At 29.9% G+C, this 14,790-nt stretch carries 9 protein-coding genes and 9 tRNA genes; 4 read left to right on the forward strand and 14 right to left on the reverse strand.

All coding sequences use genetic code 4. The features are described from left to right. The first annotated feature begins 52 nt into the window (after window positions 1-52). Together MHJ_RS00400 and MHJ_RS00405 are read left to right on the forward strand one after the other, a co-directional pair. On the forward strand, window positions 53-1,399 hold the full coding sequence (locus MHJ_RS00400; RefSeq protein ID WP_011283894.1) for an APC family permease: 1,347 nt from the start codon (window positions 53-55) through the stop codon (window positions 1,397-1,399). 214 nt (window positions 1,400-1,613) lie between these two features. Then, window positions 1,614-2,996 carry an FAD-dependent oxidoreductase gene (locus MHJ_RS00405; RefSeq protein WP_011283895.1) on the forward strand — a complete coding sequence of 461 codons (1,383 nt, stop codon included), beginning with the start codon at window positions 1,614-1,616 and terminating at the stop codon, window positions 2,994-2,996. Window positions 2,997-3,183: 187 nt separating this feature from the next. On the opposite strand, the gene MHJ_RS00410 is transcribed toward MHJ_RS00405, so the two are convergent. After that, window positions 3,184-4,467, reverse strand: coding sequence for a thymidine phosphorylase (locus MHJ_RS00410; RefSeq protein ID WP_011283896.1), 1,284 nt, complete (start codon window positions 4,465-4,467; stop codon window positions 3,184-3,186). Between the two features lie 4 nt (window positions 4,468-4,471). Then, window positions 4,472-5,170 (reverse strand): purine-nucleoside phosphorylase, encoded by a 699-nt coding sequence (locus tag MHJ_RS00415; protein ID WP_011206134.1) that lies wholly within the window; start codon window positions 5,168-5,170, stop codon window positions 4,472-4,474. Between the two features lie 448 nt (window positions 5,171-5,618). Here MHJ_RS00415 and MHJ_RS03780 point away from each other — a divergent pair, with 448 nt between their 5' ends. After that, window positions 5,619-5,765, forward strand: a complete 147-nt coding sequence (locus MHJ_RS03780) for a hypothetical protein (RefSeq protein ID WP_187286315.1) — start codon at window positions 5,619-5,621, stop codon at window positions 5,763-5,765. Window positions 5,766-5,885: 120 nt separating this feature from the next. Here the strand turns inward: MHJ_RS03780 and secA are convergent, their stop codons facing one another. The 10 genes from secA to MHJ_RS00470 all read right to left on the reverse strand — a co-directional run bounded on the left by secA (window position 5,886) and on the right by MHJ_RS00470 (window position 10,053). Then, window positions 5,886-8,837, reverse strand: a complete 2,952-nt coding sequence (gene secA / locus MHJ_RS00425) for a preprotein translocase subunit SecA (protein WP_011283898.1) — start codon at window positions 8,835-8,837, stop codon at window positions 5,886-5,888. Between the two features lie 310 nt (window positions 8,838-9,147). Continuing rightward, a tRNA-Phe gene (locus tag MHJ_RS00430) sits at window positions 9,148-9,223 on the reverse strand. Between the two features lies 1 nt (window position 9,224). After that, a tRNA-Asp gene (locus MHJ_RS00435) sits at window positions 9,225-9,300 on the reverse strand. A 2-nt stretch (window positions 9,301-9,302) separates the two neighbouring features. Then, window positions 9,303-9,377, reverse strand: a tRNA-Met gene (locus MHJ_RS00440). A 51-nt stretch (window positions 9,378-9,428) separates the two neighbouring features. After that, window positions 9,429-9,519: transfer RNA gene (locus MHJ_RS00445), tRNA-Ser, on the reverse strand. 4 nt (window positions 9,520-9,523) lie between these two features. Beyond that, window positions 9,524-9,599 (reverse strand) — tRNA-Ile (locus MHJ_RS00450). A 55-nt stretch (window positions 9,600-9,654) separates the two neighbouring features. Then, window positions 9,655-9,731, reverse strand: a tRNA-Met gene (locus MHJ_RS00455). Window positions 9,732-9,735: 4 nt separating this feature from the next. Then, window positions 9,736-9,812 (reverse strand) — tRNA-Ala (locus tag MHJ_RS00460). 6 nt (window positions 9,813-9,818) lie between these two features. Beyond that, window positions 9,819-9,895: transfer RNA gene (locus tag MHJ_RS00465), tRNA-Pro, on the reverse strand. 81 nt (window positions 9,896-9,976) lie between these two features. Next, window positions 9,977-10,053: transfer RNA gene (locus MHJ_RS00470), tRNA-Arg, on the reverse strand. A gap of 50 nt (window positions 10,054-10,103) precedes the next feature. On the opposite strand from MHJ_RS00470, the gene ylqF reads away from it, so the two are divergent. After that, window positions 10,104-10,922 (forward strand): ribosome biogenesis GTPase YlqF, encoded by an 819-nt coding sequence (gene ylqF / locus MHJ_RS00475; RefSeq protein ID WP_011283899.1) that lies wholly within the window; start codon window positions 10,104-10,106, stop codon window positions 10,920-10,922. A 283-nt stretch (window positions 10,923-11,205) separates the two neighbouring features. Here ylqF and MHJ_RS00480 read toward each other — a convergent pair whose 3' ends face one another. Both MHJ_RS00480 and MHJ_RS00485 read right to left on the reverse strand, forming a co-directional pair. After that, window positions 11,206-12,690 carry a hypothetical protein gene (locus MHJ_RS00480; RefSeq protein WP_044284582.1) on the reverse strand — a complete coding sequence of 495 codons (1,485 nt, stop codon included), beginning with the start codon at window positions 12,688-12,690 and terminating at the stop codon, window positions 11,206-11,208. Continuing rightward, the gene (locus MHJ_RS00485) at window positions 12,680-14,761 is read right to left on the reverse strand and encodes a S8 family serine peptidase (protein WP_044284583.1); all 2,082 of its coding nucleotides are present in this window, start codon (window positions 14,759-14,761) and stop codon (window positions 12,680-12,682) included. The genes MHJ_RS00480 and MHJ_RS00485 overlap by 11 nt, the downstream gene beginning before the upstream one ends. Window positions 14,762-14,790: the final 29 nt, after the last annotated feature.

Consider the following 14,790-nt stretch of genomic DNA (forward strand, 5'->3'; position numbering starts at 1 on the left):
TATAATTTTAAAATTCTAACAAATTAAAATCTTTTAGGATAATAAGAACAAAATGTCTCAAAAAAAATCAAAAAATTTTCTAACTGAGAGGCAATTTATTTTTTATGGGCTTAATTACATCGTTGGATTTGGCTTTATTGCTACAATTTCAAATGTAATTAGTCAAGGTGTTTGAGGGATTTTAGTTTTTATTCTAACTTCGTTGATTACTCTAGCCGTAATTTTTGCTTTTGCAAGAGCAGGAAACAAATACCAATCTGAAGTTGGTGGATCATATGCATATGCCAAAAAAACCTTCAAAAAAGAGATGGTATTCTTTCAAGGTTGGAATCAAATAAGTCAAATTATCCTTTTTTCAGGAACAACACCCTTATTTTTTTCAAATCTATTAACATCTTTTGATCCTGAAAGAAAATGAATTTATGTTGCTATTTCTTTAGTAATTTATATTGGTCTTATTTTAACTAGTGCTTTTGGTTTTCGTCTTTCAAAGTGATTTGTATTTACAACTGCAATTTTTAAATGGCTAACTTTAGTAATTGGTTTTGGTTTAATTATTTACTTAATTAGCGAGTCAAAAAGTTATGGTCAAACTTTTAAAACAATTGCGCCTTTTAGTGTTTTGAGTCTTTCCGGGTCAGTTTTATCTTTTATTTATTCTTATGGCGGTTTTGAATCATTAGCGACAATTTCAAAGAATATCGAGACAAAAAGGTTCAAAAAGTTGATAATTTTAATCTTTTTAATCGTAATTTCTAGTTATTTTATTTTTTATATTATATTTTTAGGATTAGGACCAGAATATTTAGCAAACTTTGGACTTGAAGGGGTTTATAAAGCGCTTTGAGGTTCAGCAGGCACATCCCTTTTTACAATTGGGCTTACTTTTAATAGGATGTCAGGAGCATTTTCTTATGTCCAACCGCAAGCAAGATTTATTTCCCCTCTTGCAGAAGATGGTTTTTTACCTGCATTTTTAGCCAAAAAAAATAAATATAATGAGTATCAAAATGCAATTTATTTAGTAGTTGTTGTTGCAATTTTTTCAAGTTTAGTTTTTACAATTATTCCGGAAATTCTTAGGATAGAAAATTCTTTTAATACAATTTTAGCAGCCGGTAATATTTCATTTTTAGTCCAATATTTACTTACTATTTTTACAGTTTTGCTTTGAAAATGACGTAAAAGTGAGAATATTCCAGTTTGGGAAATCATAATTTATATTTTAGGTATGTTAACCATTTTATTTACACTTATTTTTTCTCAACTACCTTTTATTAGTTCGAAAGAAGTGACTTTTGAACAATTTATCCCCATAATTAGTTATGCTTTTGCGATTTTAATTGGGTATATTGTTAAGTTTTCCGTTCAACTAACTAAAAAAAAGAAAAAAATATAAAAAAGTAGTTAATTTTTTACTTATTTAATAAATGTTTATTATAGTTTTTCTAATTTTATGTTTTTATTTTAAAAATACCAGAAAAAAGTAAATTTTTTCCTATTTTTAAAATAAAATCTAAAAAAATGTTGTATAATTTTTTTAGATTAAAAATAAAATGATATTTATTTTTCCTTTTTATATAAATTTAAACCAAAAACAGGAGTTATAATTTATGAAAATTATATCAATTGGGACAAATCATGCTGGAACTTCGTTTCTAAGAACATTAAAAACTATTTATCCGCAGGCTGAACTTGTTACTTATGATAGAAATACTGATATCTCATTTTTAGGCTGTGGAATTGCGCTTTGAGTTTCTGATGAATTCAGTGATCCATCCGGACTTTTTTATTCAAGTCCTGAGCAATTAAAAAGTATGGGAATTAGCGTTAATTTAGAACATGATGTAATAGGAATTGATCGTAAAAATAAGGAAGTTACTGTTAAAAACTTAGTTACTGGTCAAATTTTTAAGGATAATTATGATAAATTAGTGTTTGCTGGTGGAACTTGGCCAATTATTCCTCCATTTGAAGGAATTAGTCTTGAAAATATTTTGGTCTCCAAAACTTTTACCCATGCAAAAACCATTAAAGAAAAAGCGGTTGATCCATCTATAAAAAATGTAATTATTATTGGTGGAGGCTATATTGGGATTGAATTACTTGAAGCTTTTCATAAATATGGCAAAAAAACTACCTTGATTGATATGCAAGATCGAATTATCCCAAACTACTTTGATCATGAATTTACCCAAAAAATGGAGGAGAAAATTCGTGCTGAAGGGATAAATCTTCAATTCGGGCAAAAAGTTATGCGGTTTATCGCTGATGAAACAGGTAAAAAAGTAGCATTTGTTGAAACCGATAAAGGAAAATATGCCGCAGACCTTGTGATTTTAGCAATCGGCTTTTCTCCGAATACAAAAATTTTAGCTGATGTTGAAAAAACTCCAAATGGTGCTATCAAAGTTGATCAATTTCAACGTAGTTTAAGTGATGAAGATCTTTATGTAATTGGTGATTCAGCAGCTATGTTTCATAATGTAACTGAAAAACATGCTCATATTGCCTTAGCAACAAATGCCGTAAAATCAGGAATAGTTGCTGCTTTTCACCTTGCTGGTCGCAGTGATATTCCTTTTCCAGGTTATGTTGGAACTAATGCAATTTCCGTCTTCGGATTTAATTATGCATCAACTGGTTATTCTGAAAGAGGTTGTTCATTAATGGGGCTCGAGGAGGTTGCAACTGAATATCTTGAGGACTGAGATCGCCCTGAATTTATGCAGGAAAAAGCAAAAGTTTGAATTAAAATTACCTACCATAAACCAACTTTAAGATTACTTGGGGCCCAAATTGGATCATATGGGAAACAATTTAACCATACAGAAGTAATTTATTTTCTTTCCCTGGCAATCCAAAAAAGACTGAAATTAACAGAAATTGCTCTTTCAGATTTTTATTTTCTCCCCCATTTTAACAAACCGTTTAACTTTGTAGTTCAAGTAATTTTAAACGCTTTAGGGCTTAGTTATAATAAAAAATTAAAATAATTTTCTTAATTTTTTCCAATTTTCATTATTTAATAAAAACGGTTTCACTTTTAAAGTAAAACCGTTTTTTTACTTTTTATAAAATTTTAGTAAAAAAAAAAAAAAAAAAAAAAATGCAGCTTGAATTTTTAGGAAAATTTTTTTCAATTTTAAAAAAATACTATAAAATCAAGTGTATTTTTGTTTTTTAATTTAAAAACATCTTTTCAAATTCAGGTTCAGGATTAATACTAAAAGTCTTTGGAATTAAATCCTGGATTTGTCTAAGATCAATTGGACTAGATGAATATAGACTAAAAATTAATTGATCTTCTTGGACATATTCACCGGTTTCAACCTCAAGGGAGATTCCAGCCTCATAGTCAATTTTTTGGTTTAATTTTGTTCTCCCCCCACCTAAAAAAGCAACAATTTTTCCAAAAATCAAGGCATTTTCTCATTTAATATAACCATTTTGAGGTGCAAAAATTTGCTCTTTATAAGCGGGAATTCAAAAATTTGAGGACTGAATTAATGTCAGATTTCCACCTTGAGCACTTACCATTTTCAAAAAAAGTTCATAGGCTTGACCAGATTCAATTACATCTTTTACTTTTTCGCGGGCTTTTTCAATTTTAATTTTTTCAAGTTCTGTTAAGGTTTGAGCAACTAACTCGCTTGCAAATTCACTAAGTTGGGACTGATTTCCTTGAAGAATCGAAAGTGATTCAATAATTTCGTTTTTATTTCCAATCATTTTTCCTAGCGGTGCTTCCATGTTAGTGATTTTAACGATAGTTTTTTTTCCAAATTTTTTCCCTAACATTTTAATTTTACTAGCTAATTTTTTGGCTTTTGGCAGTTCAGTCATAAAAGCGCCATTACCACATTTCACATCAATAAGGATAACATCGGCCCCAGTTGCAATTTTTTTAGACATAATTGAACTAGCAATTAAAGGAATCGAGGAAACTGTCCCGGTGACATCTCGAAGAGCATAAATTTTTTTATCAGCCGGAACAAGTGCGTTTGATTGGGCAACAATTGCAAGTCCAATTTTTTGAACTTGTTCTAAAAAATTGGCCTCAGTTAATTGGGTTTTAAACCCAGGTATTGACTCTAATTTATCAATTGTTCCACCTGTAAAACCAAGTCCTCGTCCTGACATTTTTGCTACTTTATAACCAAGGGAAGCAAAAATAGGTCCAATAATTAAAGAAATTTTATCGCCAACTCCTCCTGTTGAGTGTTTATCAATTTTAATTCCGTTAATTTTCGAGAGATTAATTGTATTTCCTGAGGCGATAATTTCACGGGTAAAATAAAAAAGTTCATCATCATCAAGACCGTTAATTAAAATGGCCATTAAAAAAGCCGAAAATTGATAGTCAGTAATTAGGCCGCTTTGAAATCCGTTGATCATAAAATTAATTTCTTCAGCCGAAAGTTTATGTTTTTGTGATTTTTTTTCAATTATTTCGAATAAACTCATAATATTAAATAGCCTCAAGAGCAATTTCAATCATTTCCACAAATTTTTCCTGTCTTGTAACCGAATCAAGTTCAGATTTTGTGATTAAATTATCGGAAATAGTAAGAATTGAAGCTGCTTTTTTTCCGAGATAATTAGCGATTGTAAAGAGCGCAAAAGATTCCATCTCGACTGCTTTTGCCTTTGATAGTTCAATAGTTTTTTCTAAATTACGACTTGAGTAAAAAACATCGGTTGAGTGAATTCTTGTATAAAGTGGATTTAGTCCTAACTTTGTAGCACTATGGAATAAATTTGCTACTAAACCTGGATTAGGGTGGGCTAAATGTACTTTTTTTCCCGAAATAAGTGCGGGAAAAGAGCAAGAATCTGATCAGGCTGAATTAGCAATTACAAGTGAATAAACTTCAAGATCTTTATCATAAGAACCTGCTGAACCAATTCGAATTATTTTTTCAACATCATAAAATTTAAATAATTCATAGGCATAAATTCCAATTGATCCAGAACCCATTCCGGAAGCGGCAATAGTTACTTTTTTTCCTTTATATTCACCAGTAAAAATCAAATTATTTCGAACTTTTGAGACTAATTTAGCATCTTTTAGAAAATTTTTAGCAATAAATTCTGCCCTTAACGGGTCGCCAGGCATTAAAACTATCGGTGCAATTTCGTTTTTTTTAGCTTCAATATGTGCTGTCATTTTTTCTCCTTATGTTAATTATCAAGTGATATTATAATATAAAAAGGGCATTTTTGTTAGTATTTCTTTGCAAAAAATATCTAAACTTTTATTTTTCAATGATAGAACAGGTATGAATAATTCTAAAATTAATCGCAAGCAAACTAAAAAAACAACCAAAAACTAGGCCAAAACTGTAATAAGTAATACCAAATTCAATTAAATTATATAGATTAAAAATTATTAAAGAGATAAAAGATAAAATTATCAAAATAAAATAAATTCTATTATTCTTTTTTAGATAAAAATTGCAGATATCTTTTTGAAATTTAACATCTTTAAGTAAACTATTTTTTCAAAAAATTGGAGCAATTTTATCCAAAAAAGTCAAAAAAATAAAAATTATTAGCAAAATTCCGCTTAAACTATTAAGGCTAACAAAACTAATAAAATTTAAGCTTTGGAGGTAATGATAATAAATAAGGTTTTCAAAGATCGAAATAGCAAAACTGAAAAGAGCCAAAAGCCAGCTAAATTTTGTTCAAAACATAAATGAAGAACTATTCTTTTGTCTTTTTATTCAACTTGTTCGCTAAATTTTACCATCTTTGCCTAAAAAAACCAAGCAAAATGGAAAAATTTAGGAAAAAGTGCTTATTTTTCCTTTTTTTTAGTTTTTTCGCCAGTTTTTCTTAATATTGGTACGGCAAATTTAAAACTTGATTCCGGCTTGATCTTACTCATTCGGGTTTTTAGCAGTTTGTTGCGCCTCTCCTTTTGTTCTTTCCAAATCCTCATTGTTATTTATATTTGTTTTTTCGTTATTATCTTCTTCCTCTGATGATATTAATTGTTTATCTGCATAATCCGCACCGAATATCAGTTTATTATATGCATCAGGATCATTTTTAAAATCCACAAATTCAACTTTTTGGGGATTTTCATTTTGAATTTCTTCCTCTATTTCTTCAATCTCTACAATCTCTAAATTTTGTTCTTGTATTAGGTTTTTTTCTTCCTCGCTCATCATTTCAAGTTGTTCCTGCTGCATTTTTACTAAAATATTTTGTTTTTCATCAAGAGGCATTTCCTTTTTTAGGTTAACTAGTTTGCTATCTCCGATTTTTCAAAGTTCAAATTCCTCTCCTGATTCAACCTTTTCAATTTTTAGTTTAGCAAGTTGTTTTTCAATAAATTCAGGCTGTTTTTCTTCTTTTGCTTTTCTTGCAGCCGCGATTCTCTCCTCGTTAGAGGCGATTATTTGATCAATTATTTCTTGAGGGCTATCTGCCGGATAAGAAATTGCGGTTCCATCAGACAAAATTGCTTTGATATATTCTATTTTTTCAGCATTTGAATTATTAAATAAAGAAACTATTGCCTGATAAGCGGATTCTGCTACTAAAATGTTGAATTTTTTTGTTGCTTCCTCGGTAAAAATTTGATAAGGATTTTTCTGGGAATACTGAACTAAATTAGCAGAAGATCTTAATTTGTCAATGGTGTCAATATGATTTTGTCACTGACTATCAAGTGTTGATAAAATAATATAACGTTCTGATTCAAAGTAGGTTTTTCCAAGATTTTCCTTTAAAACTGATTGGATTTGTTTAAAATAAATAGTTTCTAATTGTTTGATTAAAAATTCATTAAGTTGTTCAATGGGATAATTTTCAATTCCAATTTGCCCAAAGTTAAAATGAGTAATTCTTGATAAATTATCATTAAGAAAATTTATTAAATTTTTATAGTGAATTTCTTGATTTGGTAAAATTATAAAATCATAGCTTAAAATGATATCAACAGCCCGAATAATCATCTTCTGGATATAATGGTCAAAATTTTCAATCTGAAGCAAAATATCTCTTTGGGCATAAATTAAATCACGCTGTTGACGAATAACATCATCATAACTAAGCACAGTTTTGCGCATATCGAAGTTAAAGCCTTCGATTTTCTTTTGGGCTGCAAGTAAAACCGCATGAATATATTTTCCTTTAATTGCCCCATTTGTTTGTCCATAAGCGCCAAAAATTTGATCAAAATTGGTAAAACGCCGAAAAAGTTGGTCCTGAAGTGAGATAAAAAATCGCGAAATTCCCACATCACCTTGTCGTCCAGAGCGACCTCGTAGTTGGTTATCGATTCTTCTAGCTTCGGCTTTATCGGTTCCAAGAATATAAAGGCCGCCAAGTTCAGTCACACCAGGCTCTAAAATTATATCAGTTCCTCTTCCAGCCATATTTGTCGCGATTGTAATCGCATTTTTTCGTCCTGCCTTGGCAATAATTTCGGCTTCAAGTTGGTTTTGTTTTGCATTTAATACTGTATGATAAAGTCCTTTTTGGTTTAGCATCTCCGAAAGCGTTTCAGAGTCAACAACTTGTGAGGTTCCAATTAAAATTGGCTGCCCCATTTTATGAACACGTTCAACTTCGGAAATTATAGCTTGATTTTTTTCGTGACTAGTGGCAAAAATTTCATCTTTTTCATCCTTACGAATCATCGGTTTGTTTGTCGGAATCACATTCACGCGCATATTATAAACATCGATAAATTCTTGTTCTTCGGTTTTGGCAGTCCCGGTCATCCCTGATAATTTTTTAAAAAGGCGAAAAAAATTTTGATAGGTAATTGTTGCTAGTGTTTTTGTCTCAGGTTCAATTTCAAGCCCCTCTTTTGCTTGCAGGGCTTGCTGGAGACCTTCAGAATAAGATCTTCCAGCCATAATTCGCCCAGTAAATTGATCAACTAAGGCAATTTTGCCGTCCTGGACAATATATTCAACATCGCGTTTCATCACCTTATTGGCTCTCAGCGCGTTTTGAATTCGATGAACTATTTCTGAGTTTTGAATTTCATATAAATTACGAAGGCCAAAAAAAGCATTTGCCTTATCGATTCCTTTATCATTTAATTTAATTCCCTTAGTTTCTTCATCAATATAAAAATCTTCAGCAATTAGAGTATTAACAAATTGGTTCGCGGATAAATATTGGGCTGGAAGGTTAGTTTTGCCACCACTGATAATCAAAGGGGTTTTGGCTTCATCGATCAAAATTGAGTCTACTTCATCGATTAGGCAAAAATTTAGTCCCCTTTGAACTTTTTCAGCTGCTGAAAAAACCATATTATCCCGGAGATAATCAAAACCTAATTCAGAATGAACCGAATAAGTAATATCGGCATTATACATCATTCTTTTGGTATTTGCATCCATTTCGGTTTTGTTAATTCCGACTGTAAGGCCTAAAAAGTTATAGACTTTTCCATTATCTTCAGCATCTCGTTCGGCTAAATATTCATTAACAGTTGAGACAATTACCCCTTGGCCTAAAAGCGCATTAAGATAGACAGGCGGGATTGAAGCAATTGTTTTTCCTTCACCGGTTTTCATTTCAGCAACTGATCCCATATCCAAAATTAGACCCCCAAGAATCTGGACATCATAAGGGGTTTTGCCTAAAATTCGCTTGGTCGCCTCGCGGGCAACTGCGAAAGCATCAACACGAATATCCTTGAGTTTTTCGCCGTTTGCAAGCCTTTTTTTGAAAATATTGGTCTGGTTTGCCAGGTCAAAATCGGTCATTGCACCATAAAAACTACGTTTTTGGTTAATTTGTTTCAAAAGCCGGTATGCGAGCCGTAATTCGGATGAGGTTTTAAAAAAGTTAAATAGATTTTTCATCGTTTTAATATGGATTTTTTGAATAATTTTACCAAAATTATTCAAAAAAATAAGAAAAGTTTATCAATTTAATTACCTATGTAATATAAATAAGAAAAATTTAGGATTCTACTAAAATCTTAATAATTTTTTATTTTTTATAAAAAATTATATTTTTAAATTAAAAACTTATTAAAAAGAGATTTTAATTTAAAAATACCTGTTTTTCATTTATTTTTGTCATTTTAATAACTTATTTTTTAATTTATTACAAACTAAAAAATAAAAAAGATGCGTAAAATAAAGCATCTTTTCAGTCTTAAATAAGATATGGTGGCTCCGACAGGAATCGAACCAGTGACACACGGTGCTTCAAACCGTTGCTCTACCTACTGAGCTACAGAGCCATGGCGGTCTAGACGGGGATCGAACCCGCGATCTCCTCCGTGACAGGGAGGCGTATTAACCACTTTACCACTAGACCTCTGGTTGCGGAGACAGGAATCGAACCTATGACCTTTGGGTTATGAGCCCAACGAGCTACCTCTGCTCTACTCCGCTATAAAATTTATAAGATATTTTTGAAAAAGTACTATAAAATAAAGGATAATTTGGCGGGCAATGAGGGATTCGAACCCCCGCGGGCTTTCACACCCCTGCCAGTTTTCAAGACTAGTCCCTTCAGCCACTTGGGTAATTGCCCTTTTTGGTGGATCTAACTGGATTCGAACCAATGACCAACCGGTTATGAGCCGGATGCTCTAACCGCTGAGCTATAGATCCAGTTTAAATTTAATTTTTGCTTATTTTTTTAAAAAAATTAAAAAAATAAGATTTTTGGTGGCTCCAAGGAGATTCGAACTCATGACCTTCCGGGTATGAACCGGATGCTCTAACCAACTGAGCTATAGAGCCATTTTGGTGGAGAGGAAGGGAGTCGAACCCTCTACCTCCTGCGTGCAAAACAGGCGCTCTAGCCAGATGAGCTACCCCCCCAAAAAATGGTGAAGAAGACAGGATTTGAACCTGCGACCACTACGTCCCAAACGTAGCGCTCTGCCAAGCTGAGCTACTTCTCCAAGATATAATTATACACTAAATTTTTAAAAAGTCAAATTTTTTTATTTTTTTAAAATATTTCTTTTAAAAAAATAAAAAAATGGCGATCACGAGAGGATTCGAACCTCTGACCACAAGCTTAGAAGGCTCGTGCTCTATCCTACTGAGCTACGTGACCACGCCTAAATAATTATACCATTTTTTATTTATAATTTATAATTATTTAATATGAAAATAAATTGATTTCCAGGTCATATGGCAAGAAGCATAAATGACATAGAAAATAAAGCGCGAATAGCAGATCTTTTTATTTTAATTGTGGATGGGAGATGCCCTATTTCTAGTCTAAATGAGAATTTTTTGCAGATTGCAAAACAAAAAATGACACTAGTAATAGTAACAAAAATTGATTTAGCTGATAAAAATAAATTCACTAAAATAAAAAAATTTTTTACGGATAAAAAATTTTTTATTCTCTTTGTAAATTTACGAGATTATTCAGCTAGATTAAAAATTCTATCACATTTAAATAAAATATTTAAAATAAAACAAGAAAAAAATTCAACTAAATTTTTTTCGCCAAGTCTAAAATGTTTTGTTGTCGGAGTGCCTAACACTGGAAAATCAACGCTAATAAATTTAATCACAAAATCACAACTAAAGGTAGGAAACCAACCGGGAATAACGAGAAATAATCAATGAATTAGCTATGATAAATTTCTTTTTCTTGACACCCCAGGTATCCTATTGCCAAAAATGAACGATCAAATTTTAGCCGTAAAATTAGCTATTATTGGTTTGATAAGGTGGGAAATTCTAAATATTAGCGATCTTTTTATTGAAGCATACAAAATAATTTCTGAACAATATCCAAATTTTATTACAGATTTAAAACTAAAACCCTCACTAATTGATTCAGAGATTGAAGAAAACTTGTTGATTTTGTCCAAAAATAAAAAATTTATAAATAAAAATGGTCTAGATTTGTCTCGCTGTCGAAGATGATTTTTAATGCATATTGGCAAACAAAAAATTACACTAGATTAATTTTTTTAAGAAAATTAAAGTTCATTAAAAAAATTTTTTAGAATAGTTAATTTTTAAAAAGATCTAAATTACTATATTAATTTAGATGCAAAAATGCGGTATTTTTCTTGTTTTTTGCCCCGCAGAAACAAGTTTATATTTTAGATTTTAACTTTATATTTTTTAGATTTTTTGCTTTTAGAAGTCTAGAAAAGTCTATAAAAAGGTTGCTTAAAATGCAAATGAGTTTTTACCACAAACTGCAAATAAAAATTATTTGCCTGATTTTTTTACTAATTTAAATTTATATGTAGTTTTTTTCTTTTGGATCTTCTTCATATTTATCTAAATAATTGTTTTTTAAATCTTCAATTAGTTCAAGTCGGCTAACTTTTTTATCAAAAACGATATTTTTATCCTTAGGAAAAGCCAGGATTTGGAAGGCCACTTTATCAAAACTGGATTCAGGATTTGTATTAAAATTTAGTGTTAAATCCGTTTTAAAAATTGTTGTCAAAAAAATATTATTATTATTATTATTATTTTCTGTTTTTCTAAGAACCAATTTTTCTCATTCAACCCTTTTTGAAAAATTAGTAGGGGGGGATATAGGCTGGAGAACCCCTCCTCAAAATGGTTCATAACCAATTCGTTCCCAAGTTTCGTAAATAAAAATATTATTATTTTTTAGAAATTCATCAAGTTTTTCGCTGTTTAGAAATTTTTCTTCAAAATCAGAAATTAAATCATTTTGGTCAAGTTTTAATTTAGGATCTAATTTTAAAATTCGGTCAATAATTGTTGTCTTAAATTCGTCAATATTTTTAATAATTGTATGTTTTTTTGGTAAAAAACTGTTAGATCAAGGATTAATTTTATTTGTAATTAAATCAAGAATTTTTGGCTTTAAAGTTTTAATATTATTAATTTCTTGGCTAAAATTGATAATATTAAACATAAAAGAGGGGTAAGAAGTACTAATCTTGTTTTTTGATAAATTGTACTTTTTTGCGAGTTTATTATAAATTTTTCTAGCTTCTCCTTCAATTAATATTTTCTTTCTTTTATAGTCTATATTTTTATCATTATGGCCAGTGTAAATTTTTTCTTCAATGTTCCTAAAGGTGATTGTTTTATTTTTAGGGTAGACTATAACATTAAAAAAAGGTGAATCATCAAAAACTACAGCGGGTTCAATTAATTTTGCATCTATAATATAATCTGGTGTAAATCTTGTGGCTATAATGTTTGAAAAACCATTTTCTTCAAAATAATAGTGGGTAACACGAGTTGGTTTTCAATATCTACCACGCTCGCCTATTATAATATTGTTTTTTTCTAAGACTTTTTCAAGAAGTTCTCCTTTTAGAAACTTGTCTTCAAATTCTGACTTGAGTTCAGAACTATTAACTTTAGCAAAATTAGGATTATTTTTTATAATTTCTTCAGTTCTATCAACAATATTTTTTTGAAATTGCTCTAAATTTTCAATTGTTATTCTACTTTGTTCACCAAGGAATAAAAATTTGTCCCGTTGTTTTTCGGGTTGATTATAAAACAGATTTAAGGCTGAAAAAGTACCATTTTTTGCATTAAATTCTTCATAATGCTTCGCTAGTAAATTTAAAAAATAATAAGAATTATAATTTTCTGGATTGTTAATTCCCTCATCTTTGTTAAAAATTTGCTTAACAATAAAAGGAATTAAATTTCTGCAGGAAGTTAAAAAAAATGCCGGAATTAAAAGGGTTATTCCCAAAAATTTACTAAGAATTAGTTTATTTTTCATTATTAACCAAATAAGAAAGTGCTAATTTATCTTCAACAGAATTATCAAAAGTTACAGATTTAAATTTTTTGATATAAAGCCGATAGTAGCCTGATTCTTTTGCTCTAAAATCAATTAATTCATCATTGCTTTTAATACTTGTTGACCAAGAAACATCAATTCAATTATTGTTTGAATCAAGTTTTTGCAAATACAAATCATAATCTGAAACCCAAGTGTCATTTTGATTTTTTTTAGTAGCTTCTAAGTTTAAACGTTCAGAATTAATATGTGTTTTTGACCATTTGTCAAAGTCATTTTTATATTTGTCTATCTTAGCTTTAGCATCTAAAATAGCTGCAGCGCCTGCAATTGGGAAAACAATCGGAGCAAAGGGTGTTAAAAATCACCATCAACTTATGTAGTTGCTCTTGTCAGGCGCAGCAACTTTATTTTTTAGAAGACCAGCATTAAACATTCAAGATAAAGAAGCTTTAATTCTATCGTTTGAATTTACTCAGAATGGTTTGCTAGTAAAAATTATTTCATTTTCTGATTTTTTTTGGTCTTTAATAAAGTAGGTATTTTCACTAGCTTTTAACATATTTTTAAAATCAGGAGTGCCTGAGCCATATTTTTCAAAATAACCGCTTTTCTTTTTAGTTAAATCACTATGATCTGGGGAAATTGCCGAAGCAGATAAAATTGCTTTTAATGCTATTAGTCTATTATCATCATTATCTAAATTTGGTTTTTCTCTTAGCAGTGTTGATATTAAGCCAGTGACAACAGGGGCTGCAAAACTAGTTCCGCTAACAAAATCATCCTTAGAACGATTAGTAACAGGATTATAAATCCGCCCGGGAGCGACGACTAAAGGTTTGGCCAGTTCATAATATTGTTGGCCAGTTTTATAATTTGAATAGTCAGCAATTTTGTTTTTGGCAATTTTTCAAGGTTCAGAATTATCATCAAGTGCCCCAACAACTATAGAATTTAAAGACAAACTTCACGCATCTATTCAAGGGTGGTCCTCATATTCCTCATCAGAATATTCTCTTGCACCGTTACCCGCTGCAAAAACGTTAATAACACCATATTTTCTTGCTAAAAAATCAAGAAAAAAGGAGTCTTCATCATAATCGTAAAACTCTTTTTTTCCACCCCCATAACTATGATTTATTACTTTAACATTATTGGTTTTAACCATCCATTCAATTGCTTTTTGTCATTGACTGTTAATACCAAATATAGACAAATAGGGAGTTGACTTGGTATCAATGCCCAGTTTACCGCCTAATATTAATGATACTAAAGTTGAATGATATGGTTCTTTTTGACCTTCCTTTTGTTCATTTCACTTATTAGTAGATCCCAAGTCGTTAATATGAAAATTATTAGCATTAAAATAACTCATAAAATTATAGTTAAATTCATCAGTAACTTCAATTGCGCCAACTTTTGTTTGTGGTGATTTGTAAGTTAATTCATCCTTTTTAGTCTGTTCTTCAAAATTAACAATCTTAATATTTTTTAACAATGATTCTTTGAATTTGTCAATTGGAGTTTTAGGTAAATAATGGTAGTAATTATCTAGAAATTGATCATTATAACGATACCAACTTAAAGGCTTTATTTTTTTATCTCCTTCATTTTTATATACGATGTAACGACTAATGAACGAGTTTTCTATTGAATTCTTTACAAAAAACTCTCTATCATTCTCGGTATCAAAATAAAACCATACAATTGGTAATATTTTACTGCTCTTAACTTCTTTGAATTTTAATCTTGATTTTTCTATTTTTTTAATAAATTCAAGATTAAAGTTACTTATTTCTTTAGACTCAGTACTCAAGAAATTAGGGTTTAACAATAGTTTTAATTCGAATTGATTATCAAAATCATCAATTTTTGCCGAGTTACTGAACTTTTTGGCAAAAGGTTCTCTTATATCGATTTTATTACTAAAATTTGAAGCATATCAATATTTTTTAGTATTAAAATTTATAAGAAAAGAGTGATATATTAAAAAAATTGATGGTCAAAACACCAATAATAAAATTATTTTTTTAAATTTTGCTAATTTCATTTTTCGCACCCAATTAAAATTATTTATAA

It is taken from the genome of Mesomycoplasma hyopneumoniae J (genome assembly GCF_000008205.1).
Taxonomy (GTDB): Bacteria; Bacillota_I; Bacilli_A; order Mycoplasmatales; family Metamycoplasmataceae; genus Mesomycoplasma; species Mesomycoplasma hyopneumoniae.